Source organism: Martelella lutilitoris (genome assembly GCF_016598595.1).
GTDB lineage: Bacteria > Pseudomonadota > Alphaproteobacteria > Rhizobiales > Rhizobiaceae > Martelella > Martelella lutilitoris_A.
In genome coordinates this window covers 2,576,862-2,595,754 of sequence record NZ_CP066786.1, presented here as the reverse complement: position 1 = coordinate 2,595,754, position 18,893 = coordinate 2,576,862, and the positions used below count along the sequence as shown (strand labels likewise).

The 18,893-nt window shown below is 62.9% G+C and carries 17 protein-coding genes; 8 read left to right on the top strand and 9 right to left on the bottom strand.

The genetic code is table 11. From position 1 onward, the window contains the following. Positions 1 to 68 precede the first annotated feature (68 nt). The 6 genes from JET14_RS12310 to recJ all read left to right on the top strand — a co-directional run bounded on the left by JET14_RS12310 (position 69) and on the right by recJ (position 6,126). On the top strand, positions 69 to 566 hold the full coding sequence (locus JET14_RS12310; protein WP_200333877.1) for a ferritin-like domain-containing protein: 498 nt from the start codon (positions 69 to 71) through the stop codon (positions 564 to 566). A gap of 116 nt (positions 567 to 682) precedes the next feature. Next, positions 683 to 880, top strand: coding sequence for a hypothetical protein (locus JET14_RS12305; protein WP_200333876.1), 198 nt, complete (start codon positions 683 to 685; stop codon positions 878 to 880). A gap of 200 nt (positions 881 to 1,080) precedes the next feature. Further along, on the top strand, positions 1,081 to 2,298 hold the full coding sequence (locus JET14_RS12300) for an LL-diaminopimelate aminotransferase (RefSeq protein WP_200333874.1): 1,218 nt from the start codon (positions 1,081 to 1,083) through the stop codon (positions 2,296 to 2,298). Between the two features lie 135 nt (positions 2,299 to 2,433). Beyond that, complete coding sequence (locus JET14_RS12295; protein WP_200333872.1) at positions 2,434 to 3,747, top strand: homoserine dehydrogenase; 1,314 nt, start codon at positions 2,434 to 2,436, stop codon at positions 3,745 to 3,747. Positions 3,748 to 3,988: 241 nt separating this feature from the next. Then, a complete protein-coding gene (locus tag JET14_RS12290) occupies positions 3,989 to 4,165 on the top strand; it encodes a hypothetical protein (RefSeq protein WP_200333870.1) in 177 nt (58 codons plus the stop codon). A gap of 146 nt (positions 4,166 to 4,311) precedes the next feature. After that, positions 4,312 to 6,126, top strand: a complete 1,815-nt coding sequence (gene recJ, locus JET14_RS12285; protein WP_200333869.1) for a single-stranded-DNA-specific exonuclease RecJ — start codon at positions 4,312 to 4,314, stop codon at positions 6,124 to 6,126. 114 nt (positions 6,127 to 6,240) lie between these two features. Here the strand turns inward: recJ and JET14_RS12280 are convergent, their stop codons facing one another. The 7 genes from JET14_RS12280 to JET14_RS12250 all read right to left on the bottom strand — a co-directional run bounded on the left by JET14_RS12280 (position 6,241) and on the right by JET14_RS12250 (position 14,335). Next, positions 6,241 to 6,492, bottom strand: coding sequence for a DUF4031 domain-containing protein (locus JET14_RS12280; RefSeq protein WP_200333868.1), 252 nt, complete (start codon positions 6,490 to 6,492; stop codon positions 6,241 to 6,243). Positions 6,493 to 6,569: 77 nt separating this feature from the next. Further along, complete coding sequence (nikR, locus tag JET14_RS12275; protein WP_200333867.1) at positions 6,570 to 7,073, bottom strand: nickel-responsive transcriptional regulator NikR; 504 nt, start codon at positions 7,071 to 7,073, stop codon at positions 6,570 to 6,572. Positions 7,074 to 7,519: 446 nt separating this feature from the next. Beyond that, positions 7,520 to 9,910: a glycoside hydrolase family 3 N-terminal domain-containing protein gene (locus tag JET14_RS12270; RefSeq protein WP_200333866.1), complete on the bottom strand. Its 2,391-nt coding sequence runs from the start codon at positions 9,908 to 9,910 to the stop codon at positions 7,520 to 7,522. 23 nt (positions 9,911 to 9,933) lie between these two features. Continuing rightward, positions 9,934 to 11,097: an ABC transporter ATP-binding protein gene (locus JET14_RS12265; RefSeq protein ID WP_200333865.1), complete on the bottom strand. Its 1,164-nt coding sequence runs from the start codon at positions 11,095 to 11,097 to the stop codon at positions 9,934 to 9,936. Between the two features lie 19 nt (positions 11,098 to 11,116). Then, on the bottom strand, positions 11,117 to 11,953 hold the full coding sequence (locus tag JET14_RS12260; protein ID WP_024707535.1) for a carbohydrate ABC transporter permease: 837 nt from the start codon (positions 11,951 to 11,953) through the stop codon (positions 11,117 to 11,119). A gap of 4 nt (positions 11,954 to 11,957) precedes the next feature. Then, positions 11,958 to 12,890, bottom strand: a complete 933-nt coding sequence (locus JET14_RS12255) for a carbohydrate ABC transporter permease (RefSeq protein ID WP_200333863.1) — start codon at positions 12,888 to 12,890, stop codon at positions 11,958 to 11,960. Between the two features lie 152 nt (positions 12,891 to 13,042). Then, the gene (locus tag JET14_RS12250; protein ID WP_200333861.1) at positions 13,043 to 14,335 is read right to left on the bottom strand and encodes an extracellular solute-binding protein; all 1,293 of its coding nucleotides are present in this window, start codon (positions 14,333 to 14,335) and stop codon (positions 13,043 to 13,045) included. Positions 14,336 to 14,667: 332 nt separating this feature from the next. Here JET14_RS12250 and JET14_RS12245 point away from each other — a divergent pair, with 332 nt between their 5' ends. Together JET14_RS12245 and JET14_RS12240 are read left to right on the top strand one after the other, a co-directional pair. Next, complete coding sequence (locus JET14_RS12245) at positions 14,668 to 15,678, top strand: LacI family DNA-binding transcriptional regulator (protein WP_246750630.1); 1,011 nt, start codon at positions 14,668 to 14,670, stop codon at positions 15,676 to 15,678. A 196-nt stretch (positions 15,679 to 15,874) separates the two neighbouring features. Next, positions 15,875 to 16,186 carry a DUF982 domain-containing protein gene (locus tag JET14_RS12240; RefSeq protein WP_200333850.1) on the top strand — a complete coding sequence of 104 codons (312 nt, stop codon included), beginning with the start codon at positions 15,875 to 15,877 and terminating at the stop codon, positions 16,184 to 16,186. A 107-nt stretch (positions 16,187 to 16,293) separates the two neighbouring features. On the opposite strand, the gene JET14_RS12235 is transcribed toward JET14_RS12240, so the two are convergent. Both JET14_RS12235 and JET14_RS12230 read right to left on the bottom strand, forming a co-directional pair. After that, on the bottom strand, positions 16,294 to 17,577 hold the full coding sequence (locus JET14_RS12235) for an aromatic amino acid transport family protein (RefSeq protein WP_200333848.1): 1,284 nt from the start codon (positions 17,575 to 17,577) through the stop codon (positions 16,294 to 16,296). Between the two features lie 518 nt (positions 17,578 to 18,095). Further along, positions 18,096 to 18,863, bottom strand: coding sequence for an SDR family oxidoreductase (locus JET14_RS12230; protein ID WP_200333847.1), 768 nt, complete (start codon positions 18,861 to 18,863; stop codon positions 18,096 to 18,098). Positions 18,864 to 18,893 lie beyond the last annotated feature (30 nt).

The window sequence follows — 18,893 nt, the reverse complement described above, 5'->3', positions numbered from 1 at the left end:
TTAGTATAATAGCCAAGCGACAGGCCATGTCGGCGGTCGCCGAGACCACCAAACGGGAGGATGAAACGATGAAAGTTCCGACAACAATTCTGGCGGGCCTCGCGCTTGCCGCAGGCATGGGCAACGTCTCCGTGGCTATGGCCGCGCCGGCCCTGCCGGACGATGTCCAGGCGGCGCTGACGCGCGCGCTGGAGGACGAGTACCACGCGGAGGCCTTCTATACGGCCGTCATTGACGTCTACGGCCCGGTTCGTCCCTTCGTCAACATTGTCGCCGCGGAACAGCAGCATGCGAGCGCGGTCGCTGCGCTGATGGACGCCTATGGCATGGCGGTTCCGGAAAACGCCATGCTCGGCTCGGCGGAGATCGCGGCCGCCGTTCCCGGCAGTCTTGCCGAAGCCTGTCAGATCGGCGTCGATGCCGAACTCGAGAACCGCACGCTTTATGACGGGCAACTGATTCCCGTCTCCAGCGCCTATCCGGATATCGTCAATGTGATGCAGGCGCTGCGGGATGCCTCCGAGTACAAGCACCTTCCGGCATTTGCCCGCTGTGCCGGCCTCTAAACGCGCAATCGGCAAAGCGCTTGCGCATCGGGGCCAAAGCGGGCAGATTTCGGGCCGCATCAAAGGGTCCTGGTGCCATGCCGATGGCGCCGGACCGAAATCGGGGGTCTGAAACCGTGAAAAAGTTCCGCGTCGCTCTGTCCGTTCTGTTTGCAGCCTTTGCATCGCTCGGCCTGTCGTCCTGCTCCACCACCTGCGGGGACCCTGATGTCTGCACCGAGATCAGCCCGGCCTATCAGCAGTTGAGCGACGAGGATGTTTCCGCGATGACGGAGAAGTTGGACGGGCTCGCCGGGGTATCGTCCCGCCAATAGCACGTTTTGGACTTTTCATTCGGCGCGGGTCGAGCGCAGCGCGCCCTCTGTGGCAATGATGAAACAGAGTGTTAGCTTTTCTGCCCCAAAATTGACGCAAGTGCAGATGATTCTTGCGTTGGGGCGCGTTATGCTGCTCTCGTTTCGATGATCCTGCGAAAAGCGCGGATCATAGCTTTTGCAATTCCAAGAGGAAGAAAATGGAAGAGTTCCACAAGGTCAGGCGACTGCCGCCATACGTTTTCGAACAGGTCAACCGTTTGAAGGCGAGCGCGCGAGCGGCGGGTGCCGATATCATCGACCTTGGCATGGGCAATCCCGATCTTCCCACCCCGCAATCCATCGTCGACAAGCTGTGCGAGGTCGTGCGCGACCCGCGCACCCACCGCTACTCGTCCTCCAAGGGTATTCCGGGCCTGAGACGCGCACAGGCCGGCTATTACGCCCGCCGCTTCGGCGTCAAGCTCAATCCCGAGACCGAGGTGGTGGCGACGCTCGGCTCCAAGGAGGGCTTCGCCAACATGGCCCAGGCGATCACCGCGCCGGGCGATGTGATCCTCTGCCCCAACCCGACCTATCCGATCCATGCCTTCGGTTTCCTGATGGCGGGCGGCGTGATCCGCTCGCTGTCGGTCGAGCCGGACGACAGTTTCTTTCCGCCGCTGGAGCGGGCGATCAAGCACTCGATCCCGAAGCCGCTGGCGCTGGTGATCAACTATCCGTCCAACCCGACGGCGCATGTGGCGACGCTGGACTTCTACAAGGAGGTCATCGCCTTTGCCCGCAAGCACGAGATCATCGTGCTGTCGGACCTTGCCTATTCGGAGATCTATTTCGACGGCGCGCCGCCGCCCTCCGTCCTGCAGGTGCCGGGCGCCAAGGATGTCGCCGTCGAGTTCACCTCCATGTCGAAGACCTTCTCCATGCCGGGCTGGCGCATGGGCTTTGCCGTCGGCAACGAGCGGCTGATCTCGGCCCTGGCGCGGGTGAAGTCCTATCTCGACTACGGCGCCTTCACGCCGATCCAGGTGGCCGCCACCCATGCGCTCAACGGCGACGGCAAGGATATCGAGGAAGTGCGCTCGATCTATCATAAGCGTCGCGACGTGATGGTGGAGAGCTTCGGCAAGGCCGGCTGGGACGTGACGCCGCCCGCGGCGACCATGTTTGCCTGGGCCAAGATACCCGAACCTTTCCAGGCGCTCGGCTCGCTCGAATTTTCCAAGCTTCTGGTGGAAAAGGCCGACGTCGCCGTCGCGCCGGGCATCGGCTTCGGCGAGCATGGCGACCAGCATGTGCGCATCGCGCTTGTCGAAAACGAGCACCGCATCCGCCAGGCCGCGCGCAACCTGAAGCGCTTCTTCGCGTCCGCCGATGTCGCGCCGGACAATATCGTGGCGCTCAACGCCCATCGTTGAGGCCTGGAGCGCTGCCATCCGCTTCGCCAAAATTCCGCTGCCCGATGTTTCATTTCGCGGTGAAACGATCTAAATGAAGCGCGGGCGCCGGAAATGGCGCCCGACATTGAAATCCGGGCCACTAGGAATACCCCCATGGCAGATGCCTTGAAAATCGGCGTCGCCGGTCTCGGGACCGTCGGCGCTTCGCTTGTGCGTATCATTCACGACCGGCAGGAAAGCCTCGCGGTCTCCTGCGGACGCGCCATCGAGATCACAGCCGTATCGGCGCGCAACCGCGACAAGGATCGCGGCATCGACCTTTCCGGCACGACATGGTTCGATGATCCTGTCGAAATGGCGAAGAGCGGCGATATCGAGGTTCTGGTCGAACTGATCGGCGGAGCAGACGGCGCGGCGCGCGAGGCTGTCGAGGCCGCGCTTGCCCGCGGCGTTCACGTGGTCACGGCCAATAAGGCGCTTCTGGCCGAAAGCGGCGTGGCGCTGGCAGCCGCGGCTGAGGAAAAGGGGCTGCTGCTCAATTTCGAGGCGGCGGTTGCCGGCGGCATTCCTGTGATCAAGGCGATGCGCGAATCGCTGACCGGCAATACGATTTCGCGCGTCTACGGCATCATGAACGGCACCTGCAACTACATCCTGACCCGGATGGAGAAGGAGGGGCTTTCCTTCGAGGACTGCCTGCAGGAGGCGCAGCGTCTCGGCTATGCCGAGGCCGATCCGACCTTCGACATCGAAGGCAATGACACCGCCCACAAGCTCGCCATCATGACCGCGCTTGCCTTCGGCTGCGAGATTTCCTGCGACGACATCTATCTGGAGGGCATTTCCAATATCACCCAGGAGGATATCCGGGCAGCCTCCGAGCTCGGCTACCGAATCAAGCTACTGGGCGTGGCGCAGCGCACCGAAGGCGGCATCGAGCAGCGGGTTCATCCGACCATGGTGCCGCATGACACCGTGATTGCCCAGGTCGACGGCGTGACCAATGCGGTTGCGATCGAAAGCGACATTCTCGGCGACCTGCTGATGGTCGGTCCCGGCGCGGGCGGCGATGCGACGGCGTCCGCCGTGCTCGGCGACGTCGCCGATATCGCCAAGTCTCGTCCCGGCATCCAGACGGTTGCGGCCCTCGGCCGTCCGGCGAAATCGCTGGCGCCCTACAGGAAGGCGCGCATGCGCAGCCATGAGGGCGGCTATTTCATCCGTCTGCGCGTGGTCGACCGCATCGGCGTCATCGCCGCGATTGCCCGCCGCATGGCCGATAACCAGATCTCGCTCGAATCGATCGTCCAGCATTCCGCCAATGGCGGCGGCGAGGCCCCGACCAAGACGATCATCATGGTCACCCATGCGACGACCGAGCTGTCCGTCCGCAACGCCGTCTCGGCGATGGAGAGCGACGGCTACATCGTCGGCAAGCCGCAGGTTATCCGCATCGAGAAGCCGTAAGGCCCTTTTGCGGCAGGTCGTTCCTTCGCCTGCCGTTGCGTGCTCCATCAGACGGACGGGTTTGCGCCCGTCCGCCGGCAATTTTCACGATTTTTTCTCCTGCTCTTCCCTCTCCGGTTGAAACATGCAATCATGCGCGCCGCGTGGTCTCGTTCATGACGGGTTCACCCGGCGTGAACTACACGTCTGGCTGGTGTTTTGGAAGACCATCGCAAAAAACGGGCAGTCGGGAGATTGGAATTTGAGATTTGATAGCGCTATCAGGGCCTATGGAGAGCCGGGCAGGCGGGACGACGAAAAGAAGGCGAAGCGCTGGGCCCGGCTGCGCCGCAGGCGCAGCCCCGGGCTTGCCTTGATCGTGCTGGCGGGGGTCGCCTTCTGGGGCGGGCTGGTTGTCCTTCTTGTGGGGGTTCTTTGAAGGCAGCCGGTCCGCCCGGGGCGCGGAACGGCACGCGCTCGTGGCGTGCGCGCCCCGCTTGCAAGAGCATTCAAGTTAATTCATGACATTGCGGTCTGATTGGCGCTAAACAGGGGTGAGTGCTATCCCTGGAAGAGCGAGGCCAGATGACCGACAATCCCGCCAGCCGCAAAGCAAGACAGCGCGCCTTTCTCGGCGTCGAGCGGTCAGCGCGCGGCCTGCGCTGGGTTCCGCGGCTGGGGGCGGCCGGCGAGAACCGGGCCCTTGCCATGGCGCAGGGTCACGGCATGTCGGAACTGGTTGCACGCGTGCTGGCGGGCCGCGATGTTCCGGTTGCGGAGGCAGCCGAATTTCTTGATCCGACGCTGCGCCAGCTGATGCCGGACCCGTTCACGCTGACCGATTGCGAGCCGGCCGCCGCGCGGCTTGTCGAAGCGATCCAGCGGAGCGAGAAGGTCGCGATCTTCGGCGACTATGACGTTGACGGCGCCTGTTCATCGGCGCTCGTCTACAAGTTTCTCGGCGCCTTCGGCATCGAGGCCGAAATCTACATTCCCGACCGCATCTTCGAAGGCTATGGTCCCAATCCGCAGGCGATCGGCGCGCTGATCGATGGCGGAGCGCAACTCATCGTCACCGTCGACTGCGGCTCGACCAGCCATGAATCCCTTGCCGTTGCGCGCGAGCGCGGCATCGATGTCGTGGTCATCGACCATCACCAGATCGGCGTCGACCTTCCCGAATGCGCCGCGCTGGTCAACCCGAACCGCGAGGATGATCTCTCCGGCCAGGGGCACCTGTGCGCGGCAGGCGTCGTCTTTCTCGTGCTGGTCGCGGCATTGCGGGCCTTGCGCCAGGCGGGCGACATACGGGCGGGCCGCGTCGACCTGCTCGCATGGCTCGACATCGTCGCCCTTGCGACCGTGTGCGACGTTGTCCCGCTCAAGGGGCTGAACCGGGCATATGTGGTCAAGGGCTTGGTCGTGGCGCGGGCGCTGTCCAATCCCGGCCTTGCGGCGCTCTTCCGGCGGGCGGGACTTGCGGGCCCGGTCACGCCCTATCATTTCGGCTTCCTGATCGGCCCCAGGATCAATGCCGGCGGCCGCATCGGCGATGCCGCGCTCGGTAGCAGGCTGCTGACCGTCGCCGATCCGGAAGAGGCTGAAACGATCGCCGAACGGCTCGACCAGCTCAACCGCGAGCGCCAGGCGATCGAGGCGGCGATGCTGGAAGAGGCGGAGGCGGACGCTATCGCCGAATTCGGAACCGGCGAAGGCGTCGGCGTCATCGTGACCGCGCGGGAAGGCTGGCATCCGGGCATTGTCGGCCTGCTCGCCTCGCGGCTAAAGGACCGCTTCGCGCGTCCGGCCTTCGCCATCGCCTTTGATGGAAACGGCAAGGGCACCGGCTCCGGCCGCTCCATCGCGGGCTTCGATCTCGGCCGCATGGTGCGCGCGGCGGTGGAAGAGGGGCTTCTTGTCAAGGGCGGCGGGCACGCCATGGCCGCCGGCCTCACGGTGCGCCGCGAGCGTCTGTCGGCGCTCAGGGCGTTCTTCGAGGAACGCGCGCGTGATGCCGTGGAGGCGCTGACCGCAGATGCCGAACTGAAGATCGACGGCGCGCTCAATGCCTCCGGGGCCACGCTCGACCTGATCGACCGGCTGGAGGCCGCCGGACCATATGGCTCAGGCCATCCCCAGCCGATCTTCGCCGTGCCAGACCACAAGCTGCGCGATGCGCGCGTGATCGGCGCCGGCGGCCATGTGAAGGTGACGCTCGAAAGCGCCGAGGGCGCCCATCTTGACGGGATCGCCTTCCGCGCCGCCGACAAGCCGCTCGGCGAGGCGCTTCTTTCGGCGCGGGGACGCAGGCTCAGCATTGCCGGCGCGCTGTCGGGCGACTATTTCCAGGGGCGGCGGCGGGTTCAGATCCGCATCGTCGATTCCTCCCTGCCTGTCTGAGAACCGGAAAGCCCCGGAGCGGTTCCGCCGCTCAGGGGACGCGAAAGCGCACTCTTTCTTTGTCTTGACGCATATTCGCGGGCGTCAGATGTTTCCATCTGGCTGCGAAATCCTCTATCGGCGGCTGCGGATCAGCGTCACCATGAAACGCCAGTTGACCTCGACCGCGCCGGCCTCGACAGCGATCGCGCGGCGCGTCATCGGCACATCGTAGTGTTCCTTGGCCGTTCCCGGATACTGAACCCAGCGGCGCTCCATGCCGATCAGTTCGGCCATGGCGTGCAGTTCCTCGCTGGTGTCGGCCAGCATGTGGCACATCATCATGCCCTTGAAGGGCCATTTCATATCGTCGACATAGACGGCCATGGCGGCTTTCGGGTGGCGTTGGCATTGAACCGGCCGTGATAGCCGAAATCCGCCGCTTGTCAAACCAGGCGCTCGGATCAGACCTGCCCTTCTTCTTCGTCCCTTGCCGGATTGAAGCTCTGCCGGACGTGCAGATGGCGGTGGGGCTCGGCCTGGCCTTCATGGGCGTGCATCGCGCCCCCGGTCGCCACCGGCACCACGGAGAGCGCGCCGTGGGCGACGCCGCGCTCGAGGAACAGTTTCTGCGCGGCAGCGCCCACCTCGCCGAGCTTGCCGCGCGTCACCTCGATCTCGAGCGCGGTCGAATGGTCGAGCGGAACGGAAACCGCGGCCACATGGCGGTCATGGGCGTCGAGTCGGCGTTTTGCGAGCCGGGTCGCGAGACTGCGCGCGGTCTGGTCCACCGTATAGGAAACGACGCCGATGCAATCGGCGTCCTCCGGTCCGTTCTTGAGGTCCAGCATGGCGCGGCGGACGAGATCGCGAATGGCCTCGGAACGGTTCTGCGCGCCGCTTTCGTTCATATAGTGGTCCAGCGCGTCGGCGATATCGTCGGACAGGGTGATCGTGATGCGCTTCATGGGCCGCCTCCGTTTCCGCCTGGAGCGCCGTGCATCCATTCGGATGCACAAAGGACGCTCTAACCTATTGAATCTACGCATCATTCTTTCCGAAAATCGATTCCGGTTTTCGGACCGATGCGCTAGAGCGCTTCCGCTCTTCTCCGAATCGCGAAAGCTCTCTATCTCTTTGTTTTTGCGCGTTTGCGAACGGAAAACCGGTATCCGCTTTTCCTGGAAACGCTTTATTCAAGAGAATAGCAGCAACAGGCGCAAATCAAAAAGAAACGACGTCGATCGGCGGCGTGAGCACAGTCCGCGTTCGATGGACTTCAAAAGGCCGGAAACATGTCCTGCCCGAGGCCGCGCTTGCCGGCCGTTGCGCATGGCCGGGAAACGGCATGCCGGGGCCGTCGGCAACCCGGAAGGGGCCTGCAGGGCAGACCCCTTCATATGCGCCGACGCGATCAGGCCTTGTCGACGGCGAAGCCGCTCAGCATGCGCCAGTCGGCGGGAAGCTTTCGGCGTTCTCCGGTCACTTCAACCCGCGCCTTCAGCTTGATGTCGCCGCTGGAGACGCCGACCATCAGCGTGAAGAAACCGGGTTCGACGATGCGGTAGCCCTCGTAGCCGGTGAAGTTCAGCATGTCCGTCGGCACCTCGAAGGTCACGCGGGCGCTTGTCCCGTGCTTGAGCGCAAGCTTGCCGAAGGCCTTCAGCTCCTTGACCGGACGCACCAGCGTGGCGATTTCGTCGCGGACGTAGAGCTGCGGCACGGCGATGCCGTCGCGGTCTCCGACATTCTTGACCATGAACGACAGATGCACGGTGCCCGTTTCGATATCGACGGTTTCGCTCTCCAGCCTCAAATCGGAAAATTCGAAATCGGTGTAGGAGAGGCCGTGGCCGAAGGGGTAACGGCTGCCGAAATGGCGGGCGATCGGCGTGCCGGAACTCTTGAAGCTGTGATTGTAGAAATAGGGCGCGGCGCCGACATTGTGCGGGATCGACAGCGTCAGGCGTCCCGACGGTTCCACCGCGCCGGTCAGCACGCTTGCCAGCGCCGTGCCGCCTTCCTGCCCGGAGAAGAAGGTCATCACCTGCGCCGCGATCTTCTCTTCCGCGCCGCCGAGATTGTAGGGCCGGCCGGAGGAGAGGACGACGATGACCGGCTTGCCGGTCTCGATCACGGCATCGAGGAGCTTCTGCTGCACGCCCGGCAGGTCCAGCGTGTCGGCATCGGAGCCTTCGCCGACAGTGCCGGTCTGGAAGATGCCGGACAGGTCGCCGACGCAGACGATGGCGACATCGGCGTTCTTCGCCGCTTCCACCGCGCTCGGGATCATGTCCAGCCGGGAGGAGAGCGAGGAGGCCTGTTCCAGCGAGGTGCTGTCGTCAACATCGCCGGGGAAGACCGGGGCGCCCGCCTTGCGCTCGTCGAGAATGTTGCAGCCGCGGGCATAGATGACGTTTTCCGCGCCGAGCTTCGCCCTCAGACCGGCAAGCGGCGTGACGACGCTTTCGACCTCTTCCTGGGCTTCGTTGTGGATCAGATGAACCGGGAAGGCATAATCGCCGAGAAGGGCGAGCGGGTCGTCCGCCGTCGGGCCGATGACGGCGACCTTCTTGCCGGGGCTAAGCGGCAGGATGCCGTTATTGTCGAGAATGGTGACGGATTCCTCCGCCGTCTGCCGTGCGACGTCGACGGCCTCCCTGCGCTGGAGCACGATCTTGCCATCGTCCGCATACGGGTTTTCGAACAGGCCGAGACGGAATTTCTCGCGCAATATCCGGGCGGCGATCTCGTCGATCTTTGCTTGCGTGATCAGCCCGCGCGAAAGCGCCTCCTTCAGGTCCTTGGCGCAATCGTCGCCGGGAAGCTCGACATCCAGACCGGCGTTGAAGGAGAGGGCGGCCGCTTCCGCGCGGTTCTCGGCAATGCCGTGATGCTGGTAGAGCAGGCTGACGCCGACATAATCTGCGACGACAAGGCCGTCAAAGCCCCAGTCTTCGCGCAGCACCTTGGTCATCAAGTGGTGCGAGGCATGCACCGGCTCGCCGTCGATATCGTGGTAGGCGGGCATGACGGAGCCGGCATTGGCGAGCTTCACCGCCATTTCGAAGGGCAGCATGAACATGTCGTTGAGTTCGCGCCAGCCCATATGGACGGGGGCGTGGTTGCGGCCGCCCTCGCTGGCGGAATGGCCGGCGTAATGTTTCAGCGTCGCCAGAACGCCGCGATCCGCGCCCTGCAGGCCTTTGACATAGGCCGTGGCGATGACGCCGGTGAGGTAGGGGTCTTCGCCGATGCTTTCCTCCGTGCGGCCCCATCGGGCGTCGCGGGCGACATCGAGCACGGGGGCGAGCCCCTGGTGACAACCGATGGCGCGGGCTTCCCGGCCGATCTCCGCGCCCACCTTCTCGATCAGGTCCGGGTTGAACGTCGCTCCGAAGGAGAGCGAGGAGGGAAACAGCGTCGCGCCCTTGATCATCAGCCCGGACAGGCATTCCTCATGCGACATGACCGGGATGCCGAGCCGCGTTTCCTCGACCATGAACTTCTGCAGCGCGTTCAGCGCCCGCACGCCCTCCGCAGCATCGATGCTGCGGGTGCCGAGAGGCCGCGTGACCTGTCCGAGGCCGGAGGACAGCATGCTTTTGAGCGTCTCGGGATCGGAGGAACCGGTGAACTGGTCGGAGCGCGTCCGGTGGTTGCCGTCTTCTTCAAGGAAGAGCCAGACGGCATGCATCTGGCCGATTTTCTCCTCGATCGTCATGCGGCCGAGGAGATCCGCGACACGTGCCTCGATCGGCTGCGAGGGGTCTTTGTACAGGCAATTGCTTGCGACGGTGTTCATCATTCAAATCCCGTATTTCGTGTTCAGACGGCGTCGGTCGAGCCCAGTTCATGCGGGCCGGGCACGCTTGGCAGGTAGGCAAGCGCCTCGCCCTCGGCATCGAACAGATGGCAGGCCGCGGGCTTGACGAAGAAGGCCATCGGCTTTTCCGGAACCTTCAGCACATCCTCGGCGACCTTGGCGATCATCGGCTTTTCCGTGCTCTCGTTGAGATAGAGATGGCTGTATTCGCCGAAATTCTCGACGGCGCGCACCTTGCGGCGGATCACCTGCTCGCCGACGTCGTCCTCGGCCGGATGCATGTGCTCGGGGCGGACGCCGAGCGTCAGTTCGGCGTCTTTCGAAAGGCCTTCGGTCGACACAGGCACGCGCAAGGTCTCGCCGGTCTCGAGCTTCACCCTGGCGCCGTCTTCATCGGCGCCTTCGAGCCTCACCTTGAGGAAATTCATCGACGGCGAGCCGAGAAAGCCCGCCGCAAAGAGATTGGCCGGGCGGTGGTAGAGCTCGAGCGGCGCCCCGACCTGGGCGATGCTGCCTTTCCTGACTACGTCCGGACCGGCGCGCAACAGTACGATCCTGTCGGCAAGCGCCATGGCTTCCGTCTGGTCGTGGGTCACATAGATCATGCTGGCTTCGGGATAGTCGCGGTGCAGATTGGCGATCTCGGAACGCATGTGAACGCGCAGCGCCGCATCGAGGTTCGACAGCGGTTCGTCGAACAGGAAGACGGCGGGCTGGCGGACGATGGCGCGGCCGATGGCGACGCGCTGGCGCTGGCCGCCGGAGAGCTGCTTGGGGCGGCGGTCGAGCAGCGGCTCGATCTGCAGCATGCGGGCAGCCTCGTTGACGCGCCTTTCGATGTCGGCCTTCGGCGTCTTCGCCTGTTTCAGCCCGAAGGCCATGTTCTCATAAACGCTCATATGCGGGTAGAGCGCGTAGTTCTGGAACACCATCGCCACGCGGCGTTCTGCCGGCGGCACGTCGTTCATGATTTCGCCGCCGATTGCAAGATCGCCTTCGGTGATCTCCTCGATACCGGCGATCATGCGCAAAAGCGTGGACTTGCCGCAGCCTGACGGCCCGAGGAAGACGCAGAACTGGCCGTCTTCGATGTTGAGGTTGATGTCGTGCAGGACGGTGAGCTTGCCGAAGCGCTTTTCGACGTTTTCGAGAAGGATCTGTGTCATTGTTGGTACTCCGGTTCCATCAGCCCTTGAGCGAGCCGGCCATCATGCCGTTGACGATCTTTTCCTGACCGATGGCGTAGACGATGATCAAGGGCAGGGCGGAAAGGGTGACGACGGCCATGATGGCGGGGACATTCGATGCGTACTGGCCCTGGAAGTCCCAGACCGCCAGCGGCAGCGTGCGTTTGTCGGTCGAGGACGTCAGCACATAGGCGAAGACGAACTCGTTCCACAGCATGATCCCGTTATAGATCGCGACCGTGGAAATGCCGGGTCCGGCGAGCGGCAGGAAGATCTTCCAGTAGATCTTGAACGGGCCGCAGCCGTCGAGCATGGCGGCTTCCTCGAGCTCCTTCGGCACCTGGCGCATGAATTCCGTCAGGATGAACACGGAGATCGGCAGGCTGATGGCCACATAGGGGCCGATCAGGCCGGCCGGCGTGTCGTAGAGCCCCATGGAGCGGGTCATCAGGTAGACCGGCACGAGCGTGACGTGCAGCGGAACGATCATGCCGGCGACGATGAGGGCGAACAGGCTGTCGGAAAACTTGAATTTCAGCCGTGCCAGCGCATAGGCCGCCATCGAGGACAACAGGATGATGATGACGACCGAGGTCGAGATCACGAACAGGCTGTTCCTCAGATAGATCAGGAAGGAACCCTCGAGCACCTCGATATAGTTGGAAAGGTTGAAGCTCTCCGGCAGCGCCCAGACCGGGTTGACGAAGGTTTCCTGCTGCGTCTTCAGGCTCATGAAGGCGACGAAGATGAAGGGTAGGGTGGTGACGGCCAGCCAGAAGGTGCCGAGCACCGGAATGGCGACGCGTCCGACCTTGAATCCTTGTTTCTTTTTCATCGGATCAGACCTCCGTCTCGAACCGTTTGGACAGGCGGAAGGCGACTGCCGCGATCACGGTGATGATGATGAACATGGCGGCGGCGACCGTGGTGCCGTAACCGAGCTCGAAGGAGGCGAAGACCTGCTTGTACATATAGCTTGCCATCACCTGCGAGGCGTTTTCCGGCCCGCCCTCGGTCATGACGTAGATGAGGTCGAAATAGCGCATCGAGCCGATGGTCGCGAGCAGCACGGCGGTGCGGAAGGTACCCTGCAGGTGCGGCAGTTTCAGACGCCAGAAGATGGTGGTCTGCGACGCGCCGTCGAGCCTTGCGGCCTCGGTGATCTCGCGCGGGAAGGAGGCGAGGCCGGCCAGGAACAGAACCATGTAGAAGGGAATGTTCTGCCACAAGACGACGGCGATGACGGATCCCAGCGCATAGCGCGGATCGCCGAGCCAGTCATGCGCCCAGCCGTAAAGCCCCATGGCGTCGAGAATGGAATTGATCGGGCCGAAATTCGGGTCGTAGATGTTCTTGAACAGGACGCCGAGCGCGACCGAGGACATCAGGAGCGGAATGAAATAGAGGATCTTGAGGATCCGCGATCCCTTGCTGGCCTCGTCCAGAACGACCGCCAGAACCAGGGCGATCGGCAACTGGATGACAATCGAGAACAGCGCCAGCAGGATGTTGTTCCAGGCCGAATGCCAGAACACGCCGTCATGGAGAAGGCGGACCCAGTTGTCGAGGCCGACGAAAACGGCCGTGTCGCCAAGCCCGTTCCAGTTGACGAAGGACAGCCGGAAGCTGGAGACGAGGGGGTAGAGCAGGTAGACGGCCAGAAAGATGACCGCCGGCGTCATGAAGACGAAGGGCGCCGCGCGCTGGGCCAGCACCCATTTCTTCCGCTGCCTTTGCCGGTCGGCAGCCGTCCGCGTTATCGCCGTGGACATGTCTTATCCTTTCTCTCGCACGTTTCCCGGTCAATGCGGAAAATCGGCACAAGCAGCATGACGGCCGCCGCCGGCAGGGGCGGCGGCCGATGCGGGGCGCGTGCGGATCACGAACGCCTCGGGAGGTTTGGGAGATGGGCGCCGCGCAGGCCTTACTGCTGGGCCTCGGCCTGGGCCGCCTGTTCCATTTCGGCGGCTGCCTCTTCCGGCGTGATCGACAGGCCGAAGAGCTGCTGGACCGTGTCCTTGTGGACTTCGCCAAGGGCCGGCGGCAGTTCCTGATCGTACCAGAGCTGAACGCTGCCGGCCTCGCCGACGACTTCCAGAACCTTGTTCAGGAAGGGATCCTCGGTGGTGATGCCCTTCAGCGGCATCACGCGCTGGTCGGCAAGGCGGGCGGCAGCTGCATCGTCATTGGTGAGGTAGGTCAAGAGTTCGAAGGCCTTGTCCTTGTAGGGGCAGGCGGAGGAAATGCTGACATAGTTGTCGCCGAGCGTGCCGACCACGTTGGAGGGGTCGCCCTTGCCATCCGGCACGGACGGGAAGGTGAAGAAATCGACCTTTTCGGCGAATTCCGGGTTCTCGTTGCGGATGGTGGCCATTTCCCAGCTACCCATCAGCTCCATCGCGGCGCGATCGGCGTAAAGCAGGCGACGCGAACCGCCGACGTCATAATCGAGACCGTTGTAGCCGCGGGCAAACGCGTCGGCCTCGACGAGCTCCTGAAGCCGCTCGCCGGCCTCGATGAAGACCGGATCCTCGAAGGAGCCGCCTTCTTCACGCGCTGCCGCCTTGCGGAAGGCTTCCGGGCCGCCGATGCGGTCAGCCAGCAGAACGAAATACATCGAGCCGGGCCACTTGTTCTTGTTGGCAAGCGCGAAGGGGGCGATGTTGTTCTCGTTCAGGACGTTGATGACGTTCATCAGTTCGTCCCAGGTCTCCGGCGGCGTCAGGTCGAGCTCGTCGAAAATCTCGGTATTGTAGAAGATCACGGCGACGGCGGTGTTTTCAGCCGGCAGGCCGTAGATCTTGTCGTTGAAGGTCACCGGGCCGAAGCTTGCCGGCACGAAGCGGTCCTTGAATTCCGGGTTGGCGTCGAGATAGGGCGTCAGGTCGACGACCTGATCGGAATCAACATATTCCTTCAGCGGACCGCCGCCCCAGGAGGCGAAGATGCAGGGCGGCTCGTTGGCGCCGAAAGCGATCTTCAGCTTGGTCTTGTAGGCGTCGTTGGCAAAGTGCGAATCCTCGACGACATAGCCGGGGTTGGCCTCCTCGAAACGGTCCATCGCGTCACGGACGATGCCGGCCGTGGTCGTGTCCGAACGCAGGTCCCAGGACGTGATCGTCTTGGTTTCCTGGGCCTGGGCCGCAAGCGGAACCAGAGCGGCAACGGCGGCAGACCCCAGAAGACGGGTGAAGGTTCTGGACGGTTTGAATTGCATTGTGTCCTCCCATGCAAGACAAGTTGTAAATCTTACGATATGAGGTACGTTACCGGTAACGATACGATGTGTCAATCAGGTTTCGTTATCTGTAAACAAGCGATGGATTTCCGATGTGGAATCAGCCGTGCGAGCGAGCGGAGCGAAGGGCCGATGGCACGGCCCGTGCGTTCGTGTCGCTATTGTGACGGAACTGTGCTAATCGAAACCTTTGCCCGGCCGAGCGCTGGGGAAAGCTGCAAGGGGAATAAGGCGTTGATCGTTCAGGTATCTTCAGCCGATGCCGCGCGCGCGACGCCGTTGAGGGCGCGACGGGGGATCGCATTTTGGCGGTGAAGAAGCGGGCGGCCACGCTGGCCGAAATTGCAAAAGTCGCGGGCGTCTCGCGGATGACGGCGTCGCGCGCGCTCAACAACCAGCCGGGCGTTTCGGCCGAAACGCGCGAGGATATCCTGCGCATCGCCGACGAGATGGGCTATTCGGTCAATCCCTTTGCCCAGAAGCTCTCCAACGGCCGCTCGCGAATCATCGGGGTGATGGCCGAACTGCATGCGCCCTTTACCAGCGACATCGTGCTCGGCATCAGCGGCGCGGCGAAAAGCGCCGGCTACGAGGCGCTCGTCTATTCGCTGCCCGACCGCGACAGCACCGCGCCGAGCAGCGTGGCAAGCCTCTTGCAGCAGATTGCCGGCGGCATCATCGCCATCCTGCCTTACGAGGCGAGCTATCTGGAGCAGATCGCCAGCGAAGCGTTGCCGGTGGTGACGATCGATACGCTTTATGACGATCCGCCCTTTCCCTCGGTCGACGGCGACAGCTATCAGGGGGCGCGGCTTGCCGTGCGCCACCTCGCCGATCTCGGCCACCGGCGCATCGGCTTCATCTCCGGCGACAACCGCCTGCGTTCCGCGCGCGAGCGTCTCGCCGGCTATCGTGATGCCGTCGCCCAGTTCGGCCTCGACCGCGATCCGGATCTCGTCGTCGGTGGCGACTTCCTGCAGAAGAGCGGCTTCGATGCGGCAAAGCGGCTTTTGGCGTTGAAACACCGGCCGACGGCGATTTTCGCCGCCAACGACATCAGCGCGCTCGGCGCCAGCCAGGCGCTCAGGGAGAAGGGGTTGCGGATTCCCGAAGACATATCGCTGATCGGCTTTGACGACATTGCCATCGCCCAGCAGATGCATCCGCCGCTGACGACGATCCGCCAGCCGCTGCGCCAGATCGGCCGCTCGGCGATGAACACGCTTCTGGCCCGGATCGGCGGGCTCGATGCGCCGAGCAACCGGATCACGCTGCCGACCGAACTGATCGTCCGCCAGTCGACCGCCGCGGCTGGCCGGTAAGGCGCGGGCCGCTCCGGGGCTCGTCTTTGCTGCCTGAACGCGCGCCGTCCCGGACTGTGCAAATCGCCGCCGCCAGGCCGCCACACTATTGGTTTTTATTGAGAAAATCGCAGGAACAAATTGCCGGTTTTTTGGTTCTTGAGTGACAGATGTCGGCTTTTGCCGGCAATGGCGGAAAACGAGACGAGGAAAAAACATGTCCAAGCTTGCCACATATTGGAGCATCCCCGTGCATGTGCTGACGGCGAATGGCGATGCCGTCACGATCGAAGGTCCCGAGGAGGCCGCGGATTTCCTGCGGGATCATTGCCGCAAGAAGGAAGGCCGGCATTATCTGAGCGCTTCCGGCCTCTGCGCCGAAGCCGCCGCACACAACGGCAAGCTGGAGGTTTCCCGCGAGGCCTTTATCTCGGCCATGCTGGAGGCGGGTCTCATGCAGCAGGCGCCGCGCGGCGGTGCAGTGAGAGCGACGCGAACGACCGCGCCATCCGCCGGCAGTCTTGCCTGATTCTTCTGCTTTGAAACCTTCATCGAACGCCCGCCGTCCAATGTTCAGGAGGGCGGGCTTCATTTTGCCTGTCCGGTCGTGGCCCGGCGTGCCGGCAACGGTTCTGCCTACCGCAGGATCTGGAAGAAGATCGCGGACACCGCGGCAATGCCGGTTGCGGTGACGAAGACATTGCTGACGCGCCCCTTGTATTTGGCCATGGCCGGAACCTTGTGGATGGCGTACATGGGCAGCAGGAACAAGATCGCCGCAATCAGGGGCCCGATGAGCGTCTCGATAAGTCCGAGAATTGAGGGATTGACGATCGCAACGATCCAGACGCTCAGTATGAAGAACAGGACTATGAAAATATTGAGCTTCCTCGAATTTGTCTCGAATCCCATATTGCGGGCCTGCTGGTTTATGATGCCGCGCATCCCTTCCCGCGCGCCGAGATAGTGGCCGAAAAACGAGCTCACGATTGCCGCGAAAGACACGACCGGCCCCAGAAACGAAATGACCGGATTGTCGAACGCGTTCGCGAAGAAGGAGAGGATCGAAATATTCTGTCTTTTCGCCTCGATGAACTGTTCCGGCGTCAGGCACATGATGCATGAAAAGACAAAGAACATGACGAACACCAGAAGCATGGACGCCGTGACCCTGAGAATGGCATCGCTTTTCCTGACGGCGTTCGAACCATGATCGCGCCGCTGCAGCTGGGCAAAGCTGGATATTGCCGGGCTGTGATTGAAGGAAAAAACGAGCACCGGAAGCGTAAGCCAGATTGTAACAAGAAAATCCTTCGCTGACGGAACTTCAAACACAACGGCATAATTCCACCTCGGAATAAGATAGATGGAGAGGCCGAAGAGAATGACGATCAGCGGGTAGACAAGAAATTCCGTGACCTTCAGCATGACATTTTCGCCAGCCATCATCACGCTCATCATCAACAGGATGAGCGACAGGGACAAAAGCCAGCGGGGCGGGGGCTGAAGATGCATCTGGTTGACGATGAAACTGTCAACCGTGTTGGTGATGCCGACCCCATAGATCAGCACGATCGGATATATCGCGAAGAAATAGAGCACCGTTATCAGGTTGCCGGCAACCAGGCCGAAGTGCTCTTCGACCACATCCGTAATGTCGGACGTCGCGACGCGCGATGAAAGGACAAACCGGGCAAGGGCGCGGTGCGAAAGATAGACCATCGGTCCGATCAGCATCGTCACGGCGAGCAACGGCCAGAAACCCGATTGCCCGGCGGTGATCGGCAGGAACAGAATGCCTGCGCCCACCGCCGTTCCGAAAAGGCTGATGCACCAGAGCGTGTCCCTGTGTTCCCAGGAAACAGATCGCGAGGGTGGGATCGGCTGTTCTTCCTTGCACGGTTCGGCTTCGATGGTCATGGCCCGGGTCTCCTTTCGTCCGTCGCCTCTTCGACAGGTTGAATGAACCCGTGCGAACGGCCCTCTTCTGGTGGTTGACCCTGGTCGTTGCCGCTGGCTGTCGAAGATGATCCACGAGGTTCGCGACGGCCAAGAAAGGCGCCGTCACCGGAACAACAACAGCCGGCGGCATCGGGCTGGCTCACGTGAGATATTTCCGGCCAGCTCTTGTTTTTTCGATCCGCCGGAGCCGCTTCTTCTCCAGATATGCGGCAAATCGAAGGCAATCGCGCAAGCCGGTCGACCTGCTGAGCGCCCTGGCTTTCCGGTTCGTGCTTGTGGCGGATTGGATCGGGTCCGACATTTCAGGCTCCTGCGTGCAGACGTCGAAAATGCATTGATAATTGCGGCCCTCCGAGCCTGTCGAGACGTCGGGGCGGGCGTCGAGGGCAGGGATGAACCGGCCCTGGCCCCTCATTGCAGCAAGCCGTGGGCGCCCGCCCTCGACGCGTTCGAAGGGCGGGCTTTTTCATAAGCGTTCAGGTCACGAGGCTCTGGCCGCCATCGACCCAGATCGGGGTTCCGGTAACATGGCTCGCCTTGTCTGAGGCGAGAAACGAGACGACAGCGGCGATATCCTCGGAAGAGCCGGCTTTGTCGTTCGTCAGCGGAATGTGTGCCTCTGCGCCGATGCCGCTTTTCTCGGCGTTGCGAATTTCGGTGTTGTCACCGATCTCCGTATCGATTGCGCCCGGGCAGATGGCGTTGATGCGGATTTTCGCCTGGCCGAGTTCCGGCGCGAGTTGCTGAACCATCGCCAGTTGTGCGGCCTTGGTCGCCGAGTAGGCGGTGGCGCCGGGAGAGGTGAACTTGCGCGTGCCGTTGATCGAGGAAATGACGGTGATGGAGCCGCCGCCCGCCTTTTTGAGATAGGGAACCGTTGCCCGAATGGTCAGGAAGGTGCCCCGCAGGTTGACGGCGATCGTCCTGTCGAAATCGGCCGGGTCAAGCTCGTCGACGGGAGCCCAGACGCCGTTGATGCCGGCATTGGCGACCACCGCGTCGAGCCGGCCATGGGCGGAGACCAGCTCATCGAGCGTCGCGCCCAATTCTTCGGCGCTGGTCACGTCGGCCGAAAGCGAAAGCGCGGTGCCGCCTTCCGCCCTGATTGCGTCGACGGTTTCCTGGTTCTCCTCGGGCGTGTGTCCGAGAACGCCAACGGCCATGCCATCGGCTGCTAGGGCGAGCGCCGAAGCGCGGCCGATGCCGGACCCCGCGCCCGTCACGAGTGCCACCTTCTGTGTCATGTCTGTACCTCCGGATGATTGGACTGATGC

Bases quoted from the DNA above. Each gene is read 5' to 3' on its own strand.
- JET14_RS12260 (WP_024707535.1), bottom strand. From the start codon at position 11,953: ATGAAAAAGAAACAAGGATTCAAGGTCGGACGCGTCGCCATTCCGGTG.
- JET14_RS12265 (WP_200333865.1), bottom strand. From the start codon at position 11,097: ATGACACAGATCCTTCTCGAAAACGTCGAAAAGCGCTTCGGCAAGCTC.
- recJ (WP_200333869.1), top strand. From the start codon at position 4,312: ATGACCGACAATCCCGCCAGCCGCAAAGCAAGACAGCGCGCCTTTCTC.
- JET14_RS12230 (WP_200333847.1), bottom strand. From the start codon at position 18,863: ATGACACAGAAGGTGGCACTCGTGACGGGCGCGGGGTCCGGCATCGGC.
- nikR (WP_200333867.1), bottom strand. From the start codon at position 7,073: ATGAAGCGCATCACGATCACCCTGTCCGACGATATCGCCGACGCGCTG.
- JET14_RS12240 (WP_200333850.1), top strand. From the start codon at position 15,875: ATGTCCAAGCTTGCCACATATTGGAGCATCCCCGTGCATGTGCTGACG.
- JET14_RS12250 (WP_200333861.1), bottom strand. From the start codon at position 14,335: ATGCAATTCAAACCGTCCAGAACCTTCACCCGTCTTCTGGGGTCTGCC.
- JET14_RS12255 (WP_200333863.1), bottom strand. From the start codon at position 12,890: ATGTCCACGGCGATAACGCGGACGGCTGCCGACCGGCAAAGGCAGCGG.
- JET14_RS12310 (WP_200333877.1), top strand. From the start codon at position 69: ATGAAAGTTCCGACAACAATTCTGGCGGGCCTCGCGCTTGCCGCAGGC.
- JET14_RS12300 (WP_200333874.1), top strand. From the start codon at position 1,081: ATGGAAGAGTTCCACAAGGTCAGGCGACTGCCGCCATACGTTTTCGAA.
- JET14_RS12295 (WP_200333872.1), top strand. From the start codon at position 2,434: ATGGCAGATGCCTTGAAAATCGGCGTCGCCGGTCTCGGGACCGTCGGC.
- JET14_RS12270 (WP_200333866.1), bottom strand. From the start codon at position 9,910: ATGAACACCGTCGCAAGCAATTGCCTGTACAAAGACCCCTCGCAGCCG.
- JET14_RS12280 (WP_200333868.1), bottom strand. From the start codon at position 6,492: ATGGCCGTCTATGTCGACGATATGAAATGGCCCTTCAAGGGCATGATG.
- JET14_RS12235 (WP_200333848.1), bottom strand. From the start codon at position 17,577: ATGACCATCGAAGCCGAACCGTGCAAGGAAGAACAGCCGATCCCACCC.